Source organism: Mesorhizobium sp. M0621 (assembly GCF_040320745.1).
In the GTDB taxonomy this organism is placed as follows: Bacteria; Pseudomonadota; Alphaproteobacteria; order Rhizobiales; family Rhizobiaceae; genus Mesorhizobium.
This window is the reverse complement of sequence record NZ_JAMYQF010000032.1, coordinates 25,735-51,925: the sequence shown is the minus strand read 5'-3', so window position 1 is coordinate 51,925 and position 26,191 is coordinate 25,735. Positions and strand designations below refer to the sequence as shown.

Below are 26,191 nucleotides of genomic sequence, written 5' to 3'. Positions count from 1 at the left end.
TTGCAACCGTGGCGTTTACCGATACCGCCTGAAAGGCGGTGAAAATCGGAGTTGAAACATCCCCACCAAGGCGTTTTCAGCCGGGCTCAGCAAGGATTTGCCAAATGAATTTGGTCCATTAGCAGCGCCTAAAAAACAAGCGCCAAGCAAATACTTTATGCAAGCAAAATCAAATGCTTAAAGAATCGCCGTCGCTATAACTCATGTGCCCATGAAATCCGCTCAAAAGAAGTCAGATTTTGGGCATAGCTCACACATGTAGTGACACCCGCAACCCGTAATTGATTAACGCCTGGTAAATCAGGCTTGACTCATAAATGCTGCTATGCAGCTATTGCGTTGCAGCATAAAAATGCTGACGGCACTCGACAGGCCGTTTCCAGTCCTTATCGGAGAGTAAAATGGAACAGAATGTTGAAAAGCATGAATATGAAACGCCAAGCCTGACGGTGCATGGTTCGATTGAAACCATCACCCAGGGCGGCGGCGGCAACACGGCGATCGACGCCTCGTTCCCCGCGCACACGCCGATCGGCGACCTGACGTTCTCCTGAGCCTATCGTAGTTTTCCAGAGCGACGACGTTAGGACTCTGGATCCAAGGAAATAGGAGAGTCGGGGGCAAAACCTCCGACTCCGCTTTCATTGCCTGGAACTGCCTGTGCGTATTGTAAGCGAGGTTTTGGGATGAACTGGAAGCTATCTGACCATGATCTGGCCGACCACGATTTGATAGGCGCGACCAAGGATGCCGTGGCTTGCGAGTTCGGCAATGGCCTGGCGCTGCTTAATCTCAAATCCAATGTCTATTACAGCCTGAATGGCGTCGGCGCCTTCATCTGGGAGTTGATCCAGGAGCCCAGGTCGATCGCCGACATCCGCGGCGCCGTGCTTGCGCGGTACGCTGTCGACCCACAGCGCTGCCAGGCCGACGTCGACGCATTGCTGAAGGGCCTGGCCGATAACGGGCTTGCGAGGCTGCAGCATGAGGCACTTGTCTAAGCCGGTTCCGCAAAAGTGGATCACGGATTCGCGACAGGAATCCGCGAGAAAGAAAAGTCCCAAGCAAACAAAGCGCGGGGGAAGCCGGCGCGGGCTGGTCAGGGTTTTCTCCCTGAGCGGCTCGGAAATGATCTTCCTTGGCCGCTGCCTGCTGGTGGTCGCGGCGGTTCGGCTTGGGCTGACGCTGCTGTCCTATAACCATGTTCGCAGCCTGGTGACGCGGCTCGACGCACGGCAGTGCGCCTCAATGGGCGAACTGCGGCGTGTCGCCTGGGGCGTTGCCGCCGCAGCCCGTTTCGTCCCTTACGCCACGTGCCTGACCCAGGCGCTTTCGGGCCAGTACATCCTCGCCCGCCAGGGCAATGCCTCTAAAATACGCATCGGCATCGAACGTGGCACGGGCGAGCAGTTGAAGGCGCATGCCTGGCTGGTCAGCGACAACCATATCGTGCTTGGCGGATCGATCGACGGTTTCGCCCATCTCGTTGATCACGGCAGCCGATGAGCGGCGTCGCCGGAATCTTACTGCGACAGAGGCTCGCACCGGCGGTCGCGGCGGGTGACATCCAGCAGATGCTGGCGCGCATGCGCCATCGTGGCCCTGACGGCAGTTCGTGGTGGCTGGACGTCAGCATCGCGCTTGGCCACGCCTGGCTCAACACGTCAGATGAGGCCGGTCCGGGTCCCCAGACGATGGCCGGCGGCAGGCTCGCCATCACCGCCGATTGCCGGCTGGACAACCGCGACGAGCTGCTGGCCAGGCTCGGCATGCGCGACCAGTCGGTCGCCGACGCGATCGTGCTGATGCGGGCCTATCTGCGCTGGGGCGAAGCCTGCACGGAGCATCTGCAAGGCGATTTCGCCTTCGCCATCTGGGACGGCGAGCGGCAATCGTTGTTTTGCGCCCGCGATCATTTCGGCGTCAAACCGTTCTACTACCACGCGGCGGACCAGCGTTTTTGCTTTGCCTCCGAGATCGGGCCGATCCTTGGTGTCGACGGCGTCGGTGCACGCGTCAGCGAGCATCAGATTTCCGGATTTCTGGCCGGGCTTCCCGACGACCCGCAGTCTACTCCCTACAGTGATATTTTCAGCCTGCCGGCCCGCCACAGCCTCACCGTCACCGCGCAACAGGTGGTGCTGCGCCGATACTGGCAGATCGAACCGTCGGCGCGACCCTTGCGGTCGGACGCATCCGAGGAATTCGCCCACCTGTTCTCGCAATCGGTGCGCAACCGCATGCGGGGAACCTCTGCGGTCGGCGCGATGCTGAGCGGCGGCCTCGATTCCTCGTCGATCGCCTGTGTCGCCGGCCTGCAGAATGCCGCCGCGGGCAAGCCGGAGCTGCCGACCTTCTCGCTGATCTTCGAGAAGGGTTCGCCGATGGACGAGCGGCCCTTCATCGACGCCGTTCTCGACCAGCAGCAGGTCGACGCGACGCTGATCCCGGTCGGCAACTATGCGCCATTCGCCGAATTCGAACGCGTGCTGGAAGAACAGCAAGGAACGTTCCTGGCGCCGGGCCTGACGCTGACACGCGGCATCTACCGAACTGCCGGCGCCAAGGGCATCAAGGTGCTGCTGGACGGCCATGGCGGCGACGAGGTGGTTTCACAAGGCCACGGCCATCTGCACGAGCTTGCCAATGCAGGCAGATGGATGGATCTGTGGCGCGAGGTCCGTAGCGCCTCCAACACCTATGGCGACAGCACGCTTGGCCTGTATTTCCAGTTCCTGACCCTCTACGGGCCGGCCTGGCGCATCGCCAGGCTGAGACGTCTGGCGAACCGTGCCTTGAACAGTATCCGCAAGCCGGCACAAGCGCCGCGCGGCCGAAGCTGGCGCGACCTGATCAATCCGGACCTGGCCAGGCGAACCGAACTTGTCGATCGGTTCCACCGGGCCGGATATATGCCGCCCGGCGTCCAGGCCAGCGACGCGCTCAGCCATCGCTGGATCCTGTCAAACGGCTATGTCCCGCATGCTTTCGAGGTTCTCGACAAGGCCGCGGCCAATTTCGGCGTCGAGCCGCGCTACCCGTTCTGGGACAAGCCGCTGGTCGAGTTCTGCCTTGCGCTGCCGGGCGAGGCGAAGCTGAGCCACGGCTTTGGCCGCTATGTGCTGCGCCGCGCCATGCAAGGCGTCCTGCCGGCGGCGGTGCAGTGGCGGCGCGACAAGATCGATTTCACCGCCAATCTCGTCAACGGCATGCTGCGCAACCACCGCGACCTCCTGGAACAGCTGCTGGTCTCGGATGCGGGCCGCATTGCGCCCTACGTCAACCTGCCACAGGTGAGTGCTGCCTATGCGCGCCTGCTGCGCCGGCCCGATCAGGCAGCGCCCCTGGATGTCCAGTATGTCTGGCGCTCGGCCTCGCTGTCGCTGTGGCTGCGGCAGCTTCAGCACAGCGGGAGCCACGCATGACGCCGCGCAACGAGCCGCTCACCGCATACAACGGTCACCCCCATCCGCATGGCCGGACTATACGAGAACGCCGCTTCTACCGGGCTTATGGCCTGACCATCGCATCCGAGGTGACGTTGCCCGAGCTGGAGCCGGCGCTGCCGGGAGCGGCGGATGTCGTGATTGCCGTTGGCGCCATCGACATGCCAAAGCCCTCGCCGGAGGCCGCGACCGACTTCCGCTTCGAGCCGAAACGGCAATATCTGGCCTGGCATGCTGTCGGTGCGTTCCTGATCAGCGATGACCGCCGCATCGACATAGAACCGGCACCCGGCGTCGACGACATGCTGATCGCGTTTCCGCTGCTCGGCCCGGTCATGGCGCTGCTCTTGCACCGGCGCGGTCTGCTCGTCCTGCATGCCAGCGCCATTGCCGCCGCCGGCACGAGTGCCATCTTCATGGGCGACAAGGGTGCCGGCAAGTCGACGACGGCGAGCGCGATGATCCGGGCCGGACACCAATTGCTTACCGATGACGTGGTGGCGCTCGACCTCGCCAATCCGAGTGAACCGATGATCGTTCCGGGTTTCCCCCAGATCAAGCTGGCGGCCGACGCCGCGGCGGCGATCTCGCTCGGGGAAGCGGACGTGCGGCCGCAAGTGCATCCGGCTATCGACAAGATGCAGCATCGCCTGAACGGTGGCTTTTCCGGCGACAAGGTGCCGGCAACCAGGATCTATATTCTCGAGCGTGGCGAAAAGGCTGATATCACGCCCTTGCCCGCTATCTCCGCCCTGCCGGCCATCATCAAATTCTCCTATGTGACGCGTTTTGGCCGCGCGGCGCTGCCCAACGATTTCGCGGCGATGCATCTGCGTCAATGTTCAGCGATTGCTAACCATATCGGCGTGTGCCGGCTGGAAGTTCCGACGGGTCTCGGCAGGATCGGCGAAGCCGTGGACCTGATCGAAAGGGATCTGGCGGCCGGCAGTCGGCGGCCGTGAGCGCAATCATGTCGAAGTCCTCAATCCTTCGCCTGTCGCTGTTTCGAGAAATTGCCGCATTCGGCGCCGTCATTGCCCAGATCGGCGGGCGGCGAACGTGGACGGCGCTGCTCTTCCTCATCCTGGGCAGCCTGACCGAGGGCATCTCCATCCTGCTGCTGATCCCGCTGCTGCACCTGGTCGGACGCCCCGACCAGGATTTCGCGGTCAGGCTGCCCAACAGTGATTTCGTGCACTGGCTGGTGCCGGACGGAACACTGCAGCTGACGACAGTGCTTTGCGTGCTGGTCGGGCTTGTTGCTGTGCAGGCCGCGTTCAACCGCTTCAAGTCGGTCTACATGGCCAAACTTCTGTTCGATTTCATCAACCGCGTTCGACTGAACCTGTTCGAGAGCATCGGCAAGGCGCGCTGGGGCGTTTTCACGCGCATGCGCAGCTCCGATCTCGACCACGCCCTGACCGGCGACATCGACCGCGTCCAGGGGGCTGCTTTCTCGCTGTTGATGCTGGTGCAGATCGCGGTACTTCTGGCCGGCTATCTCATGATCTCCGTGTTCATCTCGCCGGTCATGACGCTGTTTGCCGTCATCATCGGCATCCTGATGTTCGTGGCGCTGCAGCCCTTCCGGACGCGGGCCACTGCCTTTGGCCGGGTGCTGACCGCCAACCGCCAGGATCAGTACCGGACGGTCTCGGAATTTCTCGGCGGCATCAAGGTAGCCAAGAGCCTGAACGTCGAGGACAGCTATTTCGCGCAATTGCAGTCGACGCTTGAAAAGATGAAGGCCGACAATATCGACTATGTGCGCAACAGCACCATCGGTACCGCGGTGTTCCAGGTGGCGAGCGTCGTGGGCTTGAGCCTGTTCATCTATGTGGCGCTGGTCCGCTTCAACCTGTCGCTGGCCGAGATCGTCGTGTTGCTGCTGGTCTTCATGCGCATCGCGCCGCGCTTCATGGACATGCAGACGCAGGCACAGCAAGTGCTGATCAACCTGCCCGCCTATACGGCGATGCGCAGCATGCAGGCGCGGTTCGACGCCGAACGCGAACCGGACGACAGCGGCGGCATCGGGGAAGGCGGCAAGCTGTCACTCGCCACCGGGCTCAACATCAGGGACGTTTCCTTCGGATATGGCGACGACCCCACCAAGGCGGTGGTCGTCGGCATCACCTTCGGCCTGCCGGCCGGCAAGGTCACCGCCCTGATCGGCCCCTCCGGATCGGGCAAGAGCACGATCGCCGACATGCTGCTTGGCCTGCTCGAGCCGACCGCCGGCAAAATGCTCGTCGACGGCATCGAGATCGATGCCGGCAATCGCCGCCGCTGGCGCGATCAGGTGGCCTATGTGCCGCAGGACGTGTTCCTGCTGCATGACACGATCGCGGCGAACCTGCGCCTTGCCGCGCGGCAGGCCAGCGATGACGATCTGTGGGCCGCGCTGCGCTCGGCGCACGCCGGCGAGTTCGTCGAACGGCTGGACCTCAAGCTCGAGACGGTGGTAGGCGACCGCGGCGTGCGGCTCTCTGGCGGCGAACGCCAGCGCATCGCGCTTGCGCGCGCGCTGCTGCGCAAGCCGTCCCTGCTCATCCTGGATGAGGCCACCAGCGCGCTCGACTGGCAGAACCAGTCGCTGATCGCCAGGTCGATCGATGGATTGCGCGGCACGATGACGATCCTGACCATTGCGCACCGGCCGTCGATGATCGCCTTCGCCGACTGGGTGGTGGCGATGGAAAACGGCCGTATCGTCGAGGTCGGCCAATACCAGCGGCTGAAGGAAAAAGCCGGCAGCCGGTTGTCGAGGATGCTGTCGGGGGAACAGTCGGAGACCCAACCCGCCAACGTGGCGTGAGGCCAGCGCTCCCGGCCAACTAAACTAGTGCAGCCCGCGCCTGGCGCTGCCCAGCTTCTCGCCTTCGGCGACCTCTGGCGCATTCAGCTTTCGCTCGGCGTCACGAGCCATGTCTGCCGGCGTCGGCGCACTCCTGGCGATCATGGCATAGACGAGCACGAAATAGCCCGCCTGAATGACGACGGCGCAGATGATCACGCGCACCAGTATTGTGCCTATCGACGCGCCGCCCAGCCAGGACCAGCCGACCACGATAGCCAGAGCGAAAATCATCCCGAGGATGAATTTTGGAAGCGCCATACCCAACAGCCCATAAACCGGCTCGGGTACATATAACGATTGCCCCACCCGAGCGCCGTCCCTTGTCATGTGGGCTTGTTAAAGGTCGCCCACTCTCGGCCGGTTGCTTCCGGCCTTTTCTACCTGTCGCCACTCTGACAGATATAATTTGCAATTCTATTAAGGCGAGCAATAGGCGGCAAGGGCAACTCCGAATATTTTTCATTGGGTTTTTGCGATCGACTCCGCCATGGTGCAATGCACGCAACGGGATTTAAGCCGATCTCCGGCCTTCAGCGCTTTTCAGTAAGATAGACAATATTAAGTAGTATTTTACATTGTTTTGTCCAAGCATCACCGCACGCTAAAGCACTAATGTGTACCGCGCCTTGGCAACTAGGTAGGCTTGCCTAAAAACCGCCCCAAAAATGTCCGTAATTTTTCGACGATGCCCATTTCTTGTCACAAATGTGCTAGATATGCCGAAATTTGTGCATGTCTAGCTTATTATTTAGTCAATTCATGACGCGACTATTTCAACGGGATGGGAAATTGTGTGTTGCGCTGCAACATTTTTTTGGTATCTTGCCGCGAACCATTCGTTCAACGCATGGAGTTTACGGCATGAGGGACGTTGCCAAGTCGGCCACCGCGGGCTTTTCGCAGGCTGACATCGATTTTCCGCCGCCGATCGGCGGCCTGCTCAAACGCAGCTTCGATATCGCCGGTTCACTGATCGGCTTGATCGCTCTCAGCCCGCTGTTTGTCATGATAGCGCTGCTCGTCAAGTTTTCCGACGGCGGCTCGATTTTCTACGGCCACAGGCGAATCGGGCGCGGCGGGCGGATTTTTCCGTGCCTGAAGTTCCGCACCATGGTTCCGAACGGCGACAAGGTGCTGGCGGCCTATCTCGCCACCAACCCGGACGCCAACGCGGAATGGATTGCGACCCGCAAGCTGAAGAACGACCCGCGCGTCACCCGCGTCGGAGCGGTGCTGAGGAAACTCAGCCTCGACGAACTGCCGCAGATCATCAACATCCTGCAGGGCGACATGAGCCTTGTCGGCCCTCGTCCGGTTGTACGCGACGAACTGGAGATCTATGGCACATCCGCCGTCTATTACCTGAAATCCCGCCCAGGCCTGACCGGCCTGTGGCAGGTCAGCGGCCGCAACGATGTGTCCTATGACAGCCGCGTCGCCTTCGACCGCCACTATGTCGAGAACTGGTCGCTGTTCGAGGACGTTCGCATCATCATCAAGACCGTCCCGGCCGTCTGGATGTCGCGCGGCTCTTACTGACCGGCCGGAGGCCAATACCAGACACTGGGACAAGCATTCGACGGCAAGCTCATCGGGCGATGGGGCTAAAGCGGATCGGAACGTTCAGTTGAAGACAGATATGTTCGAAGCCTTTCGCAGCGGCCCGGTTTCCGGCCGCCTGCGGCGGGCGCGTTTATTAGCCACATGCCTTGCCGTGTCGCTCGTCGTCCCCCACATCGCCGCTGCCGGCGACTACCGCCTCGGGTCGCAGGACAAGCTCACCATCCGCGTTGCCGAATGGCAGACCGTGGAAGGCACGTTTCGTGACTGGTCGGCGGTGAATGGTGAGTACACGGTCGGCCCATCGGGCACGCTGTCGGTGCCGTTCGCCGGCGAGTTGCCGGCATCCGGCAAGACCACGTCCGAAATCGCGGCGGCGATCAGCGAGGCGCTGCAGCGTAAGCTCGCCCTATCGGACAAGCCCGAGGCCTCGGTCGAAATGGCGCAGTTCCGGCCATTCTACATTTCGGGCGAAGTGCAGAACCCCGGCCAATTTCCTTATGTGCCCGACCTGACAGTGCTGAAGGCGATCAGCGTCGCCGGCGGCATCAGGCGCAGCGCCGACTATGGCCCCCAACTCGGCAAGGACCTGGTCACCGCCAAGGGCAATTTCGATATCTCCGACGACCTGCGCATTCGGCTGATCGTCAAGCGCGCCCGCATCGACGCGGATATGGCCGGCAAGACGAGTTTCGATGTGCCCAAGGAGGTCGAGGGCGACCCGAGACTGCCAGCCATCGTCGCCGACGAGATGACGATCCTGACGTCAGACCAAAGGGCGTTGAAGCTGAAGCTCGAGGCGCTCGACGATCTGAAGGGGGTTTTGCAGTCCGAGATCGAATCGCTGCAGAAGAAGATCGTCAACCAGCAGCAGCAGGTCGACCTGGCACAGCAGCAACTCACCAGCATCGGCCCGCTGGCTCAGAAAGGCCTGATCGCCAACGCCCGACTGTTGGATTCGCGGCAGTCCGTCGCCGACCTGCAGGGCAAGATCCTGGACTACGAAACGGCCATCCTCACCGCCAAGCAGTCGATCAGCAAGGCGACGCAGGACGCCATCGATGCCCAGAACACCTTGAGTTCAAGTCTCGCCACCGACCGGCAGCAGACCGAAGCCGACCTGAACGAGGCGGCGCTGAAGGCGAATATGCAGAAAGGCCTGATAGCCCAGGCCAGCGATCCCGCGACGACGGCCGCTATGACAAATGATCAGCAGCCCACCCTCCTCTATTCGCTGGTGCGCAACGTCGACGGCAAGACCAGCGAAATCGCCGCGAAGGAAGAGACGTTGGTGCTGCCTGGCGACGTGATCAAGGTCAAACTGGCGCCGCTGGCCAGCCAGTAGGCCCGTGGACTACCCCAGTGTTTCAATCCATCCGGCAAGGACGAGTTTGGGTAGTGTCTCAGTTTGAAATTTGAAATCCAGAAAACAGCGTTGGCCGGCGGCTTGATGTCGCCCCCGTCGGCTTCGTCGCATGTGGCAATGCGCATGACGGACGGCATTGGCGATCACGTCGACGGGGCGCTTCTGGCCGGCATTTAACGTGGGTACTCCAAAATGATGATGTAGCCAGACGGCTGCGTGAATGGACCGTTCTCCGTCAGAATATCGCGCGTGGGCTGCCAGATTACGTTGACGATCCGACTGCCCTCTTCGCCTAGACTGTGGAGAAGCGTTTTTAACCGATCAACGTCGTCCGGGCATATCTCAACAGCTTACGGCATGAAAACCTCCCATGCTTTGGGGTAAGCATATCGGAGTTCGGCTCAGATCGACAGGCGCGGCGTCACTACCGTTTTTTGCGAGCGCTGACTTCAGCCCGCGAGTTGATAGGTCATGACGGATCGGCGGCCGCTGGACGGCCGGCATGCCGGGGCCAGTCGGCTGCTTCTCCCCTGGCCTCCGCCTGCTCCAGGGCCAGCGACCGCCGCGTGCGGGTAACGGGCAGCCGCGTCAGCTTGAAGAAGCTGAAATACATCAGGAAAGAGCCCATGATGTAGGGGTTGAGTATCTCGACCTCGACGAAGGAGCGGATCAGCAGCAGCACCATCACGCCGAAGAGGATCACCGAATCCGCCTGCCATGTCCTGAAGATCACCGCCGAAACATGGCCGTAGAGCGTGCGCAGCATGATCAGCGATACCAGCATCGCTCCGACGAAGCCGAGTTCGACGAGAGCCTCGATATAGGTGTTGTGGAAGTGGAAGCCGGTGCGGGTGGTGATGTAGAATTCGTTCCAAAGCCGCTCGGCTTCGGCGAAGCCCTGCACCCAATAGGCAGCATAGCCAACACCGAGAATCGGCGATTTCTGCACGGCATTCCAGCCCTGCTCCCACAGATAAGTCCGCCCGGTGAGCGTCGAATCCTTGCCGAAGAGGCCGAGGACGAAATCCATCAGCCCGAGATTCAAGGCGACAAAGGCAACGACGACCAGCAGGCCGGCGCCGATCAGGAAAATCACCCGGCGATAGCGCCGTGACAGAAGTTTGCTCATCGCAAGAAGCGCCACCAGCGCCAGAACCGCCGGTATCGAAGCCATCGAGGTCGCCGAATGCGAGACGACCAACACATAGGCCGACAGCAGCACGATAGGCACCGCCAGGATGAAGCTCAGCCGGCCGCGCCTGTAAAAGGCAAGGAAGACGGCGCAGAAATAGATGCCGAGCGAACCGACAAAGCCGATCTGGTTCTTGGAGGCGAAGGCGCCGACGAAGTTGACGGTGCCGTCGAGAACGTCCTCGGAATAGTTCGCGACCTTCAGCGAATAGAGCAGGACGACGAATATCCCGATCAGGGCACCGATCGTCAACGTGCGCACGCTGACGGTGCGCGCAGCTACGTAGGCGCAGGCTATATGGGAGAAATACTGGATGGCCGTTCTCACCGTGACGCCGGGCGCCTGCGACCAGAAGACGGAGGAGCAGACATAGGCAGCAAACAGCAGCGGCAGCCAAGCGCTGGACAGCTGGCGCAGGAACCGCCGGTAATCGACCAGGATAAGCGGAAGCCAAACCGCATAGTAGGCGAGGATCAGCACCTGGCCGAAAATGACGGAGTAGGAGAACGCCCAGATCGAGACGGCTACGGCAAAGGCGCCATAGACCGAGTTTCTCTCAGGATCGATCAGCAGGGACTTTGGTATCTTCATCTCAGAGTCCCGCCGACACGACCCACGGCCGGCAAGCCATGAGCCAGCCGGAATTTTCGCAAACATGGGCGTGCAATAAACGGCGTCTCCATTGTGCAGTGCAATATAACCTATCGCGCCCGGCGCTCAATGGCAAATCCAGTCACCTTGTCTTACAGCCTGTGCGAAACGCGGAGGGTGGCGCTACCACAGTGCTCCGCCGGTGATCTGTATGTTTTCCATGGTGATGCCCTTGGCCAGATCAGAGCACAGGAAGACCGCCAGTGCCGCGATCTCCTGCGGCTGCAGCATGCGCTGCTGCGGGTTGCCCCTGGCGATTTCGGCCATCGCCTCTTCTGGTGTGCGCCCCTTGCCCTCACGCTTGACGACCTGCGCCACATTGCGGCGCATCAGTTCGGTCTCGACCCAGGTCGGGCTGATCATGACGCAGGTGACGCCGTGCGCCGCACCTTCCAGCGCCACGCAGCGGGTCAGGCCGAGAAGGCCGGCCTTGGAGGCGCAGTAGGCCGGGTTGTCCTTCCAGCCGACCGAGGCGGCGGTCGAGCCGATGTTGACGATGCGGCCCCAGCCGCGCTCGATCATGCCCGGCAGCACGGCACGCGTGACGCGGAAGGCGCCGGTCAGGTTGGTGTCGACGATCTTGTCCCACAACGCGTCGGAATGGCCGCAGACCGGTTGCTCGGCGGTGGTGCCGGCGGCGTTGACCAGAATGTCGGCCGGGCCGATGGCGACTTCGGCGTCCGCCGCGAAACGGTTGGTGACGTCGCTGTCGCGCACGTCGAGATGGGCGGCGTGGACCTTGGTGCCATGGACGGCAAGAGCCGAACGCACGCGGCCGATCTCGTCCGCGCCGGGATAGTAGGCGGCATCGGATCTGTCAGCGCCGGCGGGCGCGATGTAGGAGCCGACGGCGACATTGGCGCCGGCCTCGGCCAATGCCGTCGCAATGGCAAAGCCCATGCCTGAAAACCCGCCGGTGATGATGGCCCCGCGGCCCGAAAGGTTCTTCATGGCGCGTGGTCTCCGCTCTGTTCCGGGTAGGCAATCAGGCCTGGCCGGATTTGGCAATCACACTCGAAGGCGGCGACAACCATTCATCGTCCCTGAAGCGGCTTGCCCAGCCATTCGCGATAAAAGCCTTCGAGGTCGGGTTCGAAATCATGCACGATGGGATAGCCGGGTGCGGCCGCTTCCACCTCGTGCAGCGTGCCGCATTCCGGGCAGATGAACTCGCGAATTTCCATCCATTGGGGATCGGGAAGATCGCTGTTGGGATAGATTTCACGCAGCGCCTCCTCGGTGTTGCGGACATTGATCGCAGCGTTGAGCTTCCAGTTCTTGCGATAGTCGCCGAAGGAATGGCCGCACTCGCAACGGGTGATCCGTTCATCGCCGCTCTGGCAGATGAACAGGTGATCCGAGACCGGCAGCAGGATCGGATCCTTCCAGGCGACACGGTCCTGATAGACGGCGACCATCTTGAAGAAGCGGTCGTCGTCCTTGTAGGCGCTCATAATGCGCCGGGTTTGCGGCCAGGGCAGCTGGCCGGCTGCCAGATCGCGGATAACTTCCTTGCTGTACGAGGTCATGGCTTTGCTCTCGGGATGAAGATCGATCTGGCGTCGACGTTCCAGAACTCACTGAATTCCCTAGTGAAGCGCGACGACAGCTTGATCGCGCTGGCGTACATTTTCTTCACCTCCGGGGCGAAGTCGGCCTTTTCGACACGGCCACGCTCTGAGGCGATCCAGTCGGCTACCGGGATCGCCTTGGCCAGACGCTGCTTGCGCATGGCGGCACGGCGCTTCGCCGTGGCATCGATGTCGGCAACGGGATAGCCGTCTTCATCGTCCTTCAGCACGATGCCGAAAACCTGGTCCGCCGCGTCGCGGGTCAGAAACCCATTCTCGACATCCCATGCCGTCTTGATTAGATCGCGCTCGAGCACGTCGCCGTAACCGCCGCCGCCATTGTAGGAATGGCTAAAGATGTCGCCTTCCTTGTGCGGCGCGGTGATATAGGGACCCTCGACCACGACATGGTCGCCGCCGATGTTCTTCTCGTAATCCGAGACGTGCGGATCGATTCCGGGGGCATGCGCCAGCGGCTCGCCTTTTGCTGCCAGTTCATGGATGTTGGAGTTGCGCACCGCGCGATGCTTCTGGCAGGTCGGCGCCGGATAGCCGCCGCACATGCCGCCATTGTCGAATACCCTGGAAGAGTGCTCCGAAGTGTGAAGCCGCAGATGCGACGTCTTGTTGATTAGCCAGGTCGAGACGAAGGAACAGCCGCCGCGATATTTGCCGGCGCCACCCGAGTTCGGCACGATCGAGCGGCCGATATAGACCATCGGCATCGACTGTTCCCAGACCTCGATGTTGCCCATGTCGGATTCCGGGTTCCAGCCGACATAGGCGGTGTCAAGACCGTCCTTGATGGCGAGCGCGCCGGAGCCGGCTGCGGCGCATTCGAAATGCGCCATGCCGAAGGGCGTGCCGTACTGGCTTTCGCCACCCATTTCGATCATCGGGCTGTTGACCTGGCCGACAAAGGCCTCCTCGACATAGCCGCGCGCCACGAAGCTGCGCGACAGCAGCCGCTGGAACACGCCATAGGCCGGTAGCAGCAGCGCCCAGGAGGTGGCGGTTGCCACCATCTCATTGTCGGGGTTGGTCCAGGTGCCGTGCGGCAGTTTCAGTTCGGTCGCCATCCAGGCGCCGTCATTGACCAGGCCTTCGAAATTCATGTGCTGGGTCAGCGTGACGAACATGCCGCCATCCATGCCGGCCGGGGTGCAGTTCATTGAATGGTAGCCCCAGGGCTGCGTGCCTTCGAAGTCCATGGTGATCTTGCCGTATGATGTGATCTCCATCTCGATCGGGATGTTGTAGAGCCAGTCGGGATCGCCGAGCAGCTGGAAGCCGGGCTTTCCCGCCGTGACGTGGCCGTAGAAAGTGTGGCCGCGATAAATGCCGGGAACGGTGAGCTGGCGGGTGCGGGCAAGCTGGGCGCGGCGGCCTTCCTCGATGAACTCCTTCGACACCTTCATCCAGTAGTCGAGGCCGATCTCCGAGATCAGCTGCTTGACGCTTTCGCGCATGTCGATGCAGGAGGCGACCTTGGCCTTCTCGTCGAGCACCCAGTAGATCGGCATGCGGAGATTGCGCTCGCAGCGGATGACGTAATCGCGGCGGATCTCGTCATTCTCGCCGATCTTCTCGGCGCAGACGAACAGGCCTTCGGTGAAGCGCTCCTGCGCGAGACAGACATCGCCGCCGGGCGTGATGCCGCCGGCTTCCAACTCGTGGCAGACAGCGCCGGCCCAGCCGACCAGCGTGCCTTCATGGAAGATCGGCACCACGTCCATGACGTCAGGCACCTGCACGGTGCCGATGAAAGCATCGTTGTTGGCGAAGATATCGCCTTCGCGGATTTTCGGGTTTTCCTCGTAGTTGTTCTTGATCATCCATTTGATGAAGCGGCTCATCGTATGGACGTGCACCATGATGCCGTTGGACAGCGCGATGGCATCGCCCTCGGGCGTGTAGATGGCGACAACCATTTCACCGACTTCGCGCACGCCGGGCGAGGCCGAAATGCGGCGCGCCATTTCGCGTGCCGAGACGCAATAGGCACGCAGCTTGGTGTGCAGCGTCTCGAATTTCAGCGGATCCTGGTTGCGTAGCGTGAGTTCCGTGATGCCGTCATAGCAGCCGGTCTCTTCCATTAGCCGCTCGGAATCGAGCAGTCTTTCGCGAAGGCGCAGGGCCGAAGCAGGTTTGTCCAACATGGCGGTGCCTCTCAAGCGTGGCTGTAGTGCAGCAGCGTCCATTCATCGACATGGACGCGGTCCTGCGGATGAACGACGAGCGTGGTGGCGGGATGTTCGATGATGGCCGGGCCGATCACTTCGTGGCCGGGCTGCAGTAGATCCATCTCGTAGAGATTGGCCTTGTGCCAGCGCCCCGCAATATAGGCCTCGCGCACGCCCTTGTGGGCTGCTGCTGGATCCGACTTGCCGAGCGGCCGCTTGAGCAGCACCGGCTTGACCTTGTCGGCGGTGGCGATGAGGCCAAGCTCGGTGATGGTGAAGCCGGCTTCACCATAGCGCGACACGCGGTGGTTGACCTTGGCGTAGACAGCCTCGAACTCGTCGATAACCCCACGCATGTCATCGGCCGAATTGACCTCGGCGAGCGGCGCCATGACCTCGACGTCCTCGAGCTGGCCGGTGTAGCGCATCATCAGGAACGGCACGGTCCTGATCTTTTCGCGCGCGTGCCCGTCGGCGATCATCTCGTCGACCGCGGCCTTGGTCAGATCGTTCCACACCGTCGTGACCTTGGCGCCGAAAGCGGCCAGCGTCGCCTCGTCGGCACGCGACGGGATGTCATGCTGCGTCGACACGGAATGACGGCGCATGAAATCGGCGGTCGTGCAGCCGAAGGCGGAGAAGGCCGCCGCGAACTGGAAGGTGATGATATCCTTGAAGCCGATGCCCTTGGAGCAGCCGGCGAGATGCAGCGGGCCCGAGCCGCCATAGGAGAGCAGCGTGAATTCGGAGGGATGGATGCCTTGGCCGGAAATGACGCGGCGCAGCGCGTTGTTGGCATCGGACTCCAGCATGTCAATCATGCCCTCTGCCGCCTCTTCGACACCAACTCCCAGCACGTTGGCGCATTTCTCCTCGAAGGCTTTGCGTGCCTTCTCGACCTGCAGCACGACTTTGCCGCCGAGAAAGTAATACGGGTTGAGTCGGCCGAGGATCGCGTCGCAATCGGCGATGGTCGGTTCAGTGCCGCCCCTGGCGAAGCAGATCGGACCCGGATCGGAGCCCGCGCTTTCCGGCCCGAGCGAGACCTTCCTGGTCAGCGGGTCGACCTTGAGGATCATGCCGGCGCCCGCACCAATGGTGTCCAGATGCAGCGTCGGCACATTGAGCTTGAAACGGTCCATCAGCGGCTCATTCTCGATCCGCGTCTGGCCGCGCGTGATGACGCCCATGTCGAAGGAGGTGCCGCCCATATCCGAGCAGATCAGCGAATCATTGCCGATCAGCTTGCCGACATAGGCAGCACCAAGGATGCCGCCGATCGGGCCGGAGATCATGGTTTCATGCAGGCGCGGATGGTTGATCGAGGTCAGGCCACCGAAGGAGAGCAGCGTCTGCACGCCATATTTGAAGCCGTATTTCTTCGAGACGTCCTCGATGCCTTTGAGCTGCTTGCGGCCACGCGAGGTGGCGTAGGCTTCGATCAGCACCGAATTCAGCCGCGACTGCTCGCGGATGACCGGGCGGACTTCGTGGCTGGTGTAGACGATGATGTCGGCGCCGGCCTTCTCGACCTCCGCGCGGCAGATTTCGGCGATGCGCTTCTCGTGCACCGGATTGACGTGCGAAAAGATGGTCATGATGCAGATCGCCTCGACCTTGTCGGCGATCAGTTTTTTCGCGGCGGCGGAGACTTCGTGTTCGTAGAGCGGCAGCACGATGTCGCCGAACTGGTCGATGCGCTCGGTGACGCCATGGGTGCGGCGGCGCGGCACCAGCGGATCGGGATGGTGATGGGTTACCGCATGCAGCCGGTCGGCATAGGAATAGTCGGCCCAGGCCTGCAGGCCGCGGCCCATCAGTATCATGTCCTCGAGACCTTTGGTGGTGATCAGGCCGAGCCGGCGGCCGGTGCGCGACAACAGAGTGTTGAGCATGCCGGTGCCGGAATAGAGCACGACGTTGACGCCGGAAAACAGTGATTCCAGTGAGATCCCCCAAGCGTCCGCCGCGTCTTCTGCCGAAGCCAGAAAACCCTCGGCTTCATTCTTCGGCGTGGTCGCCGACTTGCCGATCTTGAAGTGGCCGTCCTGATCGACAAGGATCGTGTCAGTCATCGTGCCGCCGGCGTCGATACCGACGACAATAGGGTTGCCGACGATGGGACTGGTGAGGTTGGGTTGGGTCACGGTCGCCTCGGGATCTGGTCTAAGATGCAACAAGGCTAGATTGGTTGGGTGGCCTTGCGCCATATGCCTAAAGACACAATGACGGTTGGGCTGGGATCGCCGAGAAAAGGGCATGCGCATGGGCAATATCTGGGCGCCGCTCGCCAGGGCGATCGCCGCCACCGGCACGGACAGGCATGTCGACTGCCTGATCGACCTGATCGGCGCGGACATCGAGCACGACCTCGTCACCGTGACGCGCTATTCGGCGACGCAGACGCCCGAGTTCGTCAAGCACCGGCGCTTCTCGGATGAAATGGTCCGGCGCTATCTCGACAACTACTACGTGTTCGATCCGTTCTATGCCTCGTGGCGGCGCGAACGAAGGCTGGGCATCATGCCGCTGAAACGGCTTGCCGACGATGAGGCCAAGCGCGGCCAGTACATAGCCGGCTTTCTGGCCCAGTCGGAAATCTGCGACGAGGTCGGCATCATGCTGGCCGACGGCGGCGACTGGTGCCTCGGTATCTTCCTCGACCGCTCGACCGCTTCATTCAGGGATAGCGAGATCTCACTTCTGGATGAGCGTTTGCCGGTGTTCGAGGCGCTGCATGCGCTCGACATCAAGGCGCGCGGAACCGACTTCTCCCGCACGTCGGCGCCGACAGGCCCAGGCGCCTCACCCCGGCAGGAGCCGACCATCCCGGCCAGCCTATGGCCGGAGCTGTCGCTGCGCGAGCGGGAACTTGTCCAGTTGATCCTCGCCGGTCATCCGACCGCCAACATCGCCGAGCGCCTCGGCATTACCATCGGCACGGTCAAGAACCACCGCCGGCGCATCTACGAAAAGCTCGACATCACCACCGAGCGGGAACTGTTTTTGCAGTTCTTCCAGCACCGGTAGCGGCCGCCTCTGCTGGCCCACCAATATCCCTTTCGGCGGCTTCGATCCCGCCTTGTACTTGGTCATCGATAACTTCACATTCGCTACCGATTGGGAGGAAGACCATATGCCGAGTTTCGCGCAACGGTTTGCTGGACGCTCAGCGGTCATCACCGGTGGCGCCTCCGGCATCGGTCTGGCAGTAGCTCAGAGAATTGTCGACGAGGGCGGACACGTCTGCGTCTGGGATCGCGATCCTGTCCAGATCGAGCAAGCCAAGGCTGTCATCCCTGGCCTCCATGGTATTGCCATCGATGTCGCCGATGCCGCGGGAGTCGAAAGCGCCGCCGCGCGGACGATAGAAGCGCTTGGCGGTGTCGATATCCTGGTCACCAGTGCGGCGATCACCGGCCCCAACATGACGGCCTGGAATTATTCGGTCGAGGACTGGCAGAAGGTCATCGACATCAACATCAACGGCGTCTTCTACTGCAACAAGGCGCTCGTGCCGCACATGCTCGAGCGCAACTATGGCCGCATCATCAACATCGCCTCGATCGCCGGCAAGGAAGGCAATCCCAACGCCTCCGCCTACAGCACCTCGAAGGCCGCGGTGATCGGCCTGACCAAGTCGCTCGGCAAGGAACTGGCCAAGACCAAGGTGACGGTCAATTGCGTGACGCCGGCCGCCGTGCGCACCGCGATCTTCAAGCAGATGAGCCAGGAGCACATCGACTTCATGCTGTCCAAGATACCGATGGCACGCTTTGGCGAGGTCGACGAGGTGGCGGCGCTGATCTGCTGGATCGCCTCGGAGGAGTGTTCGTTCACGACGGCCGCCGTGTTCGACGTTTCCGGCGGCCGCGCCACCTACTGAGGCAGGACGCATCTCAATTCCGCGTGACGGTGCAACGAACGGGTGCTTACGGGCGTATATAGTCCCAGACTTCGAATCGACGATGACGCAAGGAAGCTATGCCGGGAACCATGATACGGGATGCAGCTATCGGGCGGGAGCTTGTTTCTTTTGCTTAAAGTCGAACCTGCCGCGCTGTCCGACGACGAGCTTCTGGAGCGCTATCAGCGCGCCGCCTTCGACTACTTCCTCGAAAACGTGAACCCCGACAACGGACTGGTCGCCGATACGTCGCGGCCGAATTCGCCGGCCAGCATCGCTGTCGTCGGCTTCGCGTTGTCCTGCTATCCGATCGGCGTCGAGCGCGGCTGGATGACGCGCGATGCGGCCGTGAAGCTGACGCTTGCCGCTCTGCGTTTCTTCTCGACCAGCCGGCAAGGCAATGGCGACGAGGTCACCGGCCACAAGGGTTTTTACTACCATTTCCTCGACATGCGGACCGGCCTGCGCGTCTGGCGCTGCGAACTGTCGATGGTGGATACCGCATTGCTGATATCAGGCATGCTGGTGGCAGGCGCCTATTTTTCCGACGACAATGGCGACGAGGCCGAAATCCGCCAACTGGCCGAGGCGCTCTACCGGCGCGTCGACTGGCGATGGGCGCAAGGCTCAAGCCCGACGCTCCGGCAGGGCTGGAAGCCGAAGAGCGGCTTTCTCCACTATGGCTGGGAAGGCTACAACGAAGCGACGATCCTCTACGTGCTGTCGATGGCCTCGCCAGACAACCCGACCTCGGACAACAGCTACGAGGGCTGGACGGCGACCTATCAGTGGGAAAACATCTACGGCTACGATGTGCTCTATGGCGGTCCGCTGTTCATGCACCAGTTCTCGCATGCCTGGATCGACTTCGCCGGCATCCGCGACGCTTTCATGCGTGAGAAGAACTCGGACTATTTCGAAAACAGCCGCCGCTCGACCTACCTGCACCGCGACTATGCGCGCCACAACCCTTACGGCTACGGCGGCTACGACGAGAACCTGTGGGGACTTTCGGCGGGCGACGGACCAGGCGGATTTCGTGCCAGCGTAGCGCGACAGCGTCGCCGGTTTTCCGGCTATGCCGCGCGCGGCGCTCCTTTCGGGCCGGACGACGGAACAATCGCCCCATGGTCCTATCCGGCTTCGCTGCCTTTCGCGCCGGATATCTGCCTGGCGGCATTGCGCCATCTCGAGGATCGCTACCCCGAGGTGATCGACAATTTCCGGCTGCCGAGCGGCTTCAATCCGACATTGGCCCACCGGCGAAAATTCGGCCGCAGCGGCTGGGTGTCGGAAGGTCATTACGGGCTGGATCAGGGCATCGTGGTGATGATGATCGAGAACCATCGGTCGCGCCTGATCTGGGAACTGATGCGATCCAACCCGCACATCCGCCGCGGCCTGGGCAGAGCCGGATTCAGCGGCGGCTGGTTGTCTCAGCCGGCAAGCTCGGCGTCAGGTGGCGGCGATGTCGCGTGACCGGACCATGGCCAACGCCTTCCCTGTCGACCGCGATGACATCGAGCTGATCAGGGGTGCCCATCCGCCGCTCTGGAAGAACCCGGAGCCCGACGGCCCATACAATCTTGTCGTCATCGGCGCCGGGCCGGCCGGCTTGACCGCTGCCAGCGAGGCGGCAAACCTCGGTGCGAAAGTCGCGCTGATCGAGCGCGGGCTGATCGGCGGCACCTGCATCAATGTAGGCTGCATCCCCTCGAAAGCGATCATTCGCACGGCCAGGCTCTATGCCGATATGCGCGATGCCGAGAATCTTGGCGGCGACGCGCCGGACCATCTTCACGTCGACTTTCAGCGTGCCATGACGCGGATGCGGCAGATCAGGCAGCGGATCAGTCACGCCGATTCGGCTGCGAGCCTGGTCTCCGCAGGCATCGACCTCTATTTCGGCGAAGCGCGATTTTCCGGACCTGACGAGGTCACGGTTGCCGGGAAGACACTGCGTTTCAGAAAGGCGCTGGTTGCTACGGGCGCACGTCCGGCACTGCCGACGATTCCAGGACTCACCGAGGCCGGCTATCTCAGCAACGAAACCATGTTCGATCTCACAGAGTGCCCGAAACGGCTTCTGGTCATTGGCGGCGGACCGCTCGGTTGCGAGGCGGCGCAGGCCTTCTGCCTGCTGGGCGCGAAGGTCATCCTGGTGCAGCGGGAGCCGATGTTCCTGCCTGGCGAGGAACGCGATGCCGCTCAGATCCTTTCGGACGCGCTGGCGCGCGAAGGGATCGAGGTTCGCCTGAATACCGAGGCGGTGGCGGTGCGGACAGAAGGCGGCAAGAAGCTCGCCGACCTTGTGCGCGACGGTGACACGATGACGGTTTCCGTCGACGAGATCATCACCGGCATCGGCCGTTCGCCCAATGTCGACGGTCTCGACCTGGAGGACGCCGGGGTGGCGTACGACGCCACCGGCATCAAAGTGGACGATTATCTCCGAACCACCAATCCACGCATCTATGCGGCTGGCGATGTCTGCCTCGCATACAAATTCACCCATACCGCCGAGGCGACAGCCCACATGGTTGTGCGCAATGCCCTGTTTCTCGGACGCAGGAAACTGAGCGAACTGGTCATTCCGTGGTGCACCTACACCGATCCGGAGATTGCCCATGTCGGCCTCTATCCAGTGGAGGCGCGCCAGAACGGCATCCCCGTCAAGACCTATACGGTGCTGATGCACGATGTCGCCCGTGCAGTGATGGACGGCGAGGAGGAAGGCTTTGTCAAAATCCACGTCAGGGACGGGTCCGACCGCATCCTGGGTGCCACGGTCGTCGCCAGCCATGCCGGCGAGATGATCAATGCGGTGTCGCTGGCGATCAAGTCGGGCATGGGATTGCACGCGCTGGCCGACGTTATCCACCCTTTCCCGACGCAGGCACAAGGCATCAAGATGGCCGGCGACGCTTTTCGGCGGACAAGGCTCACCTCATTTCGGAGGCATCTGGCGAGCCGCTGGCTGGCATGGTCCAGGCGATGACTTCAGGCCTAACGCTGGAAGCGACGGCAGTGTCAGTCGTGCAATTCCCGCGATATCGGTGGGCCGACCGAAAAGCCGGAGAATGTGACCTCGAAACCCTCACGTTGCGGCGAACAGCACATCATGCCCACATCGACCGTTTTCGAGATCGGGAAATAGGCAAGCCGCACCGGCTTCCAGCGACCGTCGGAAGCATCGAGGTACTGGACGCGGATCGTCTCGGCGTGACGGGTCAAACGGATCCTGACACCGTGCGGGGCAGCCGGAATGGTGGCCAGCGACCAGTCGGAGGCATCGTTGGTGACGACGACGGAAAAATACATCACGCCGTCGGTGTATTCGATACCGGCCTTGATCCAATGGGATTCGCTCAGCCGGAGCATCAACCCGGCCTGGTCGTAAAGCACCTGATAATCGCCCTTGACGGTGACCTCAGCGGTGAAATCGCCCTCGGCCTGCTGGTACAGGAAGTGGCCGTTATCGCGCCAGAAATCGTAAAATGTCTCGCGCCAGAAATCGGTCTCCTTGCCGGTGCGCACACGGAGGCTGTCGCCGTCGATGGAATGCTGCGGCGGCGGATTGAGCCAGGTCAGGTCCCGCAATGTCATCTTCGCGCCGATCACTCCCTTGATGTGTGGCGGTTCGCCGGCCGAGCGGCCGGCGCCCGATCATCCCGGCTGATCGGCCGACAGCCGATCCGCCCGGCATGATCAGCCGGGGGCCGATCAGCCAGCGAACGTGTAGGCGGTCTTCACCGTGGTGTAGAATTCCGCCGCGTAGCGGCCCTGTTCGCGCGGGCCGTAGCTGGAACCCTTGCGGCCGCCGAACGGAACATGGAAGTCGACACCCGCCGTCGGCAGGTTGACCATCACCATGCCGGCCTCCGAATTGCGCTTGAAGTGCGTGGCGTGCTTGAGGCTTGAAGTGCAGATGCCCGACGTCAGCCCGAAGGGCGTGTCGTTGGCGACGGAAAGCGCCTCGTCGTAGTCCTTGACGCGGATGACGCTGGCGACGGGTCCGAAAATCTCCTCGCGCGAACTGCGCATGGCGTTGGTGGCCTGTGTCAGCAGCGCCGGCCGCAGATAGAAGCCCGGCGTCTTGCGGTCGAGCCGCTCGCCGCCGAAGGCGAGCGTGGCACCTTCCCTGACGCCGATGGCGATATAGTCCTCGTCCTGCTTCAGCTGTGTGGCGTCGACGACCGGACCGATCTGGGTCTGCGCGTCGAGCGCGTCGCCGATAACAAGCTTGCTCATGCGATCCTTGAGGGCGTCGACGAAACTGTCGTGAATGGCATCCGTCACGATCAGCCTGGACGAGGCGGTGCAGCGCTGGCCCGTCGAGAAAAAGGCGCCGTTGAGCGCGCAATCGACAGCAACCGCCAGATCGGCATCGTCGAGCACGACCAGCGGGTTCTTGCCGCCCATTTCGAGCTGGAACTTGCGCATATGCTCTATGCTTGCCGCGGCGACCCGCTTGCCGGTGCCGACCGAGCCGGTGAACGTGATGGCGTTGATATCGGGGCTGTCGAGCATCGCCTGACCGACCACCGAGCCTTTGCCCATGACGAGATTGAGCACGCCCTTCGGAAGGCCGGCGCGGTGCAGGATATCGACGATGGTCCAGGCGCTCTCCGGAACCAGTTCGGCCGGCTTGAAGACGACGGTGTTGCCGTGGCACAGCGCCGGAGCGATTTTCCAGGCCGGAATGGCGATCGGGAAATTCCACGGCGTGATGATGCCGACGACGCCGACCGCCTCGCGCGTAATCTCGACGCCGACGCCCGGCCGCACGCTTGGCACGACCTCGCCCGACAGGCGCAATGTTTCGCCAGCAAAGAAATCGAAAATCTGGGCGGCGCGAATGGTCTCGCCGATGCCCTCGGCCAGCGTCTTGCCTTCTTCACGCGCCAGATTGCGGCCGATCTCATCCTTGCGCGCCATGATCTCGTCGGAGGCCTTTTTCAGCACCGCGTGGCGCGCCAGCGGACCGGAGCGGGACCACGCCGGAAACGCCGCCTTGGCCGCAGCGATCGCCTGCTTGGCCTGCTCGACGCCCGCCGAAGCATAGTCGCCGACGATGTCACCGGTATCGGAGGGGTTGATGTTGCGGGAACCGGCCTCGCCGACCCATTCGCCATCGATGAGATTCTTTCGAAACAGTGTCATGTTCCTGTCTTCCCTGCTGGTTGGCCGCGCAGCGGCATCTGTCTGAACTGGTATTTGCCAGACAATTGCCTTGCGGGAAAGCAAACACTGAACCCGCAGCCGCGACAAAAATCCCCTTGGTTGCGGCCGCGCTGATGGCTTGGTGGCGACAGAGCCACCATCGAGCCTCAATCCGACTAATATCGGCGATGCATCATTCGGCTTGGGTCGGATTACTCTGTACACCTATGTCCATAGCCTTGATTTGCCTAAGGCTGCGTGTCATGCGTCATGTCGATGGCAGCTCTCGAAACGACGATTCAGCGTGCCGGCGCCACCGGCAACATCAAGGCCACTCGCGAAGACTGGCTGAAGCTTGCGCTTGAAACGTTGATCTCGGACGGCGTCGAACGCGTCCGCGTGCTGACACTTGGCCAGAAGCTCGATGTGTCGCGTTCCAGCTTCTACTGGTATTTCAAGAGCCGGCAGGACCTGCTCGAGCAGTTGCTGGATTACTGGCGGCAGACCAACACCAGGTTCATTGTCGAACGCGCCAGGCGGCCTTCCGCGACCGTCATCCGCGGGGTGATGAGCATTTTCGAATGCTGGGTGGACGAAAGGCTGTTCGATCCGCGGCTGGATTTCGCGATCAGGGCCTGGGCCCGCCGCTCGCCTGCCATCAGACGCGCGCTCGATGAGGCCGACGAGGAGCGTGTCAACGCTATCCGCGACATGTTCATGCGTCATGGCTATGGGGAGGAGGACGCGTTCGTGCGAGCACGCATCCTCTATTTCATGCAGATCGGCTATTACTCGCTTGAACTCAACGAGCCGATGAGCAGTCGCCTGACACACGTCGCCTCGTATCTGCGCAGCTTCACCGGCCAGGAGCCTTCGGCCAAGGATATCGAGGACTTCTCGCGCTATGTGGAGAAGACGCTTTCGCGCAAGCGTTAGCGCCATCATTTGTACACAAGACTGCCGCCTCTACTAGACATATGTGTACAATACCAATACGCTTCACCTCGAGAAATTCAGGCTTGTCCGGCACACCATGACCAGACGCTATTCCGCATTGTCGCTCCTCAAGGAGGGCTTGGCCGGCCAAACCGGCTGGCAGCCGGCCTGGCGCTCGCCCGAGCCGAAGCCGTCCTACGACGCGATCGTCATCGGCGGCGGTGGCCATGGGCTGGCGACGGCTTACTACCTGGCCAAGAACCACAACATCGCCAGGGTCGCGGTGCTGGAAAAAGGCTGGATCGGCGGCGGCAACACCGGCCGCAACACCACCGTGGTGCGCTCCAACTACTATTATCCGGAAAGCGTCGAGCTCTACGGGCTGGCCCACCGGCTCTATGAGGGGCTGGCCAAGGATTTGAACTACAACGTCATGCTGTCGCAGCGCGGCATGGTCAATCTGTGCCACTCGACCGCCGAGATGGAGATCGGCGCGCGCACCGTCAACGCCATGCAGATCAACGGCATCGATGCCGAGCTGTTTTCACCAGACGATGTGCGCCGTGTGGCGCCCATCTACAATTTTTCGCCGGATGCGCGCTTCCCGGTGTTCGGCGGCATCTGGCAAGGTAGGGCCGGAACGGCGCGCCATGACGCGGTCGCCTGGGGCTATGCGCGAGCGGCGAGCCGCCTCGGCGTCGACATCATCCAGAACTGCGAGATCACCGATTTCATCATCGAGGGCGGCCGCTGCCGCGGCGTCCAGACTTCGCGTGGTGCGATCCGTGCCGAGCGCATCGGCATGGCGGTGGCCGGGCATTCCTCGGTGCTGGCGGCCAAGGCGGGCTTCCGGCTACCGATCAATTCCTATGCGCTGCAGGCCTGCGTTTCAGAACCGGTCAAGCCGATCCTCGACACCGTGGTGTTGTCGCCCGGCGCCGGTGTCTATGTCAGCCAGTCGGACAAGGGCGAGATCGTTATCGGCGGCGGGCTCGACCGCATCCCGTCCTATGCGCAACGCGGCAATCTGCCGACGCTGGAAGCGGTGATTGCCGGGCTGCTGGAGATGTTCCCGATCTTCGGCCAGCTCAAGCTGATGCGGCAATGGGCCGGCATTGTCGACGTCGTGCCGGATTCCTCGCCGATCATCGGCGAATCGCCACTGCCCGGCCTGTTCCTCAATTGCGGCTGGGGCACGGGCGGCTTCAAGGCCATCCCCGCCGGCGGCACGCTGCTGGCGCAATTGCTGGCGTCAGGCAAGCACAACGACATCAGCCGACCCTTCGACCTCGATCGCTTCGCCAGCGGGCGGCTGATCGATGAAGCGGCCGGCTCCGGCATCGCGCACTAGAGGCA

22 protein-coding genes are annotated in these 26,191 nt (G+C 62.2%); 14 read left to right on the top strand and 8 right to left on the bottom strand.

The features are described from left to right. The first annotated feature begins 401 nt into the window (after positions 1-401). The 6 genes from NKI38_RS21035 to NKI38_RS21010 all read left to right on the top strand — a co-directional run bounded on the left by NKI38_RS21035 (position 402) and on the right by NKI38_RS21010 (position 6,264). Entirely contained in the window at positions 402-554 is a 153-nt protein-coding gene (locus tag NKI38_RS21035; protein WP_013891488.1) for a lasso peptide, read from the top strand. A 132-nt stretch (positions 555-686) separates the two neighbouring features. Further along, complete coding sequence (locus NKI38_RS21030) at positions 687-1,001, top strand: PqqD family protein (RefSeq protein WP_352660170.1); 315 nt, start codon at positions 687-689, stop codon at positions 999-1,001. A gap of 127 nt (positions 1,002-1,128) precedes the next feature. Continuing rightward, on the top strand, positions 1,129-1,506 hold the full coding sequence (locus NKI38_RS21025) for a lasso peptide biosynthesis B2 protein (protein ID WP_352660168.1): 378 nt from the start codon (positions 1,129-1,131) through the stop codon (positions 1,504-1,506). After that, positions 1,503-3,425, top strand: a complete 1,923-nt coding sequence (locus tag NKI38_RS21020; protein ID WP_352660166.1) for a lasso peptide isopeptide bond-forming cyclase — start codon at positions 1,503-1,505, stop codon at positions 3,423-3,425. Before NKI38_RS21025 ends, NKI38_RS21020 begins: the two co-directional genes overlap by 4 nt. Then, entirely contained in the window at positions 3,422-4,408 is a 987-nt protein-coding gene (locus NKI38_RS21015) for a phosphoenolpyruvate carboxykinase (ATP) (protein WP_352660164.1), read from the top strand. The genes NKI38_RS21020 and NKI38_RS21015 overlap by 4 nt, the downstream gene beginning before the upstream one ends. A gap of 8 nt (positions 4,409-4,416) precedes the next feature. Then, positions 4,417-6,264: an ABC transporter ATP-binding protein gene (locus tag NKI38_RS21010; RefSeq protein WP_352660162.1), complete on the top strand. Its 1,848-nt coding sequence runs from the start codon at positions 4,417-4,419 to the stop codon at positions 6,262-6,264. Between the two features lie 24 nt (positions 6,265-6,288). Here the strand turns inward: NKI38_RS21010 and NKI38_RS21005 are convergent, their stop codons facing one another. Further along, the gene (locus NKI38_RS21005) at positions 6,289-6,564 is read right to left on the bottom strand and encodes an exopolysaccharide production repressor protein (protein ID WP_352660160.1); all 276 of its coding nucleotides are present in this window, start codon (positions 6,562-6,564) and stop codon (positions 6,289-6,291) included. Positions 6,565-7,167: 603 nt separating this feature from the next. Between NKI38_RS21005 and NKI38_RS21000 the strand changes: the two genes are divergently transcribed. Both NKI38_RS21000 and NKI38_RS20995 read left to right on the top strand, forming a co-directional pair. Beyond that, a complete protein-coding gene (locus NKI38_RS21000) occupies positions 7,168-7,845 on the top strand; it encodes a sugar transferase (protein ID WP_352660158.1) in 678 nt (225 codons plus the stop codon). 100 nt (positions 7,846-7,945) lie between these two features. Further along, on the top strand, positions 7,946-9,211 hold the full coding sequence (locus NKI38_RS20995; RefSeq protein WP_352628174.1) for a polysaccharide biosynthesis/export family protein: 1,266 nt from the start codon (positions 7,946-7,948) through the stop codon (positions 9,209-9,211). Between the two features lie 490 nt (positions 9,212-9,701). On the opposite strand, the gene NKI38_RS20990 is transcribed toward NKI38_RS20995, so the two are convergent. The 5 genes from NKI38_RS20990 to NKI38_RS20970 form a co-directional block, all read right to left on the bottom strand. Further along, complete coding sequence (locus tag NKI38_RS20990; RefSeq protein WP_352660156.1) at positions 9,702-11,015, bottom strand: O-antigen ligase family protein; 1,314 nt, start codon at positions 11,013-11,015, stop codon at positions 9,702-9,704. 183 nt (positions 11,016-11,198) lie between these two features. Next, positions 11,199-12,026 carry an SDR family NAD(P)-dependent oxidoreductase gene (locus tag NKI38_RS20985; protein ID WP_352660154.1) on the bottom strand — a complete coding sequence of 276 codons (828 nt, stop codon included), beginning with the start codon at positions 12,024-12,026 and terminating at the stop codon, positions 11,199-11,201. 83 nt (positions 12,027-12,109) lie between these two features. Further along, on the bottom strand, positions 12,110-12,604 hold the full coding sequence (locus NKI38_RS20980) for an acetone carboxylase subunit gamma (protein WP_352660152.1): 495 nt from the start codon (positions 12,602-12,604) through the stop codon (positions 12,110-12,112). Further along, a complete protein-coding gene (locus NKI38_RS20975) occupies positions 12,601-14,805 on the bottom strand; it encodes a hydantoinase B/oxoprolinase family protein (RefSeq protein ID WP_352660150.1) in 2,205 nt (734 codons plus the stop codon). The genes NKI38_RS20980 and NKI38_RS20975 overlap by 4 nt, the downstream gene beginning before the upstream one ends. An 11-nt stretch (positions 14,806-14,816) precedes the next feature. After that, entirely contained in the window at positions 14,817-16,976 is a 2,160-nt protein-coding gene (locus NKI38_RS20970; protein ID WP_352660148.1) for a hydantoinase/oxoprolinase family protein, read from the bottom strand. A gap of 112 nt (positions 16,977-17,088) precedes the next feature. On the opposite strand from NKI38_RS20970, the gene NKI38_RS20965 reads away from it, so the two are divergent. From NKI38_RS20965 to NKI38_RS20950, 4 genes are all read left to right on the top strand, one after another. Beyond that, positions 17,089-17,859, top strand: a complete 771-nt coding sequence (locus NKI38_RS20965; RefSeq protein ID WP_352660146.1) for a helix-turn-helix transcriptional regulator — start codon at positions 17,089-17,091, stop codon at positions 17,857-17,859. 106 nt (positions 17,860-17,965) lie between these two features. Then, positions 17,966-18,715 (top strand): SDR family NAD(P)-dependent oxidoreductase, encoded by a 750-nt coding sequence (locus NKI38_RS20960; RefSeq protein WP_352660144.1) that lies wholly within the window; start codon positions 17,966-17,968, stop codon positions 18,713-18,715. A gap of 150 nt (positions 18,716-18,865) precedes the next feature. Next, positions 18,866-20,215: a glucoamylase family protein gene (locus NKI38_RS20955; RefSeq protein WP_352660142.1), complete on the top strand. Its 1,350-nt coding sequence runs from the start codon at positions 18,866-18,868 to the stop codon at positions 20,213-20,215. After that, positions 20,205-21,734 carry a mercuric reductase gene (locus NKI38_RS20950; RefSeq protein WP_352660140.1) on the top strand — a complete coding sequence of 510 codons (1,530 nt, stop codon included), beginning with the start codon at positions 20,205-20,207 and terminating at the stop codon, positions 21,732-21,734. The genes NKI38_RS20955 and NKI38_RS20950 overlap by 11 nt, the downstream gene beginning before the upstream one ends. 32 nt (positions 21,735-21,766) lie before the next feature. Here the strand turns inward: NKI38_RS20950 and NKI38_RS20945 are convergent, their stop codons facing one another. Both NKI38_RS20945 and NKI38_RS20940 read right to left on the bottom strand, forming a co-directional pair. Further along, positions 21,767-22,342 carry a DUF1349 domain-containing protein gene (locus NKI38_RS20945; RefSeq protein WP_352660138.1) on the bottom strand — a complete coding sequence of 192 codons (576 nt, stop codon included), beginning with the start codon at positions 22,340-22,342 and terminating at the stop codon, positions 21,767-21,769. A 117-nt stretch (positions 22,343-22,459) separates the two neighbouring features. Beyond that, entirely contained in the window at positions 22,460-23,899 is a 1,440-nt protein-coding gene (locus NKI38_RS20940) for an aldehyde dehydrogenase family protein (protein ID WP_352660136.1), read from the bottom strand. Between the two features lie 276 nt (positions 23,900-24,175). Between NKI38_RS20940 and NKI38_RS20935 the strand changes: the two genes are divergently transcribed. Both NKI38_RS20935 and NKI38_RS20930 read left to right on the top strand, forming a co-directional pair. Further along, the gene (locus tag NKI38_RS20935) at positions 24,176-24,835 is read left to right on the top strand and encodes a TetR/AcrR family transcriptional regulator (RefSeq protein WP_352628186.1); all 660 of its coding nucleotides are present in this window, start codon (positions 24,176-24,178) and stop codon (positions 24,833-24,835) included. Positions 24,836-24,932: 97 nt separating this feature from the next. Next, on the top strand, positions 24,933-26,186 hold the full coding sequence (locus NKI38_RS20930; RefSeq protein ID WP_352660134.1) for a sarcosine oxidase subunit beta: 1,254 nt from the start codon (positions 24,933-24,935) through the stop codon (positions 26,184-26,186). Positions 26,187-26,191 lie beyond the last annotated feature (5 nt).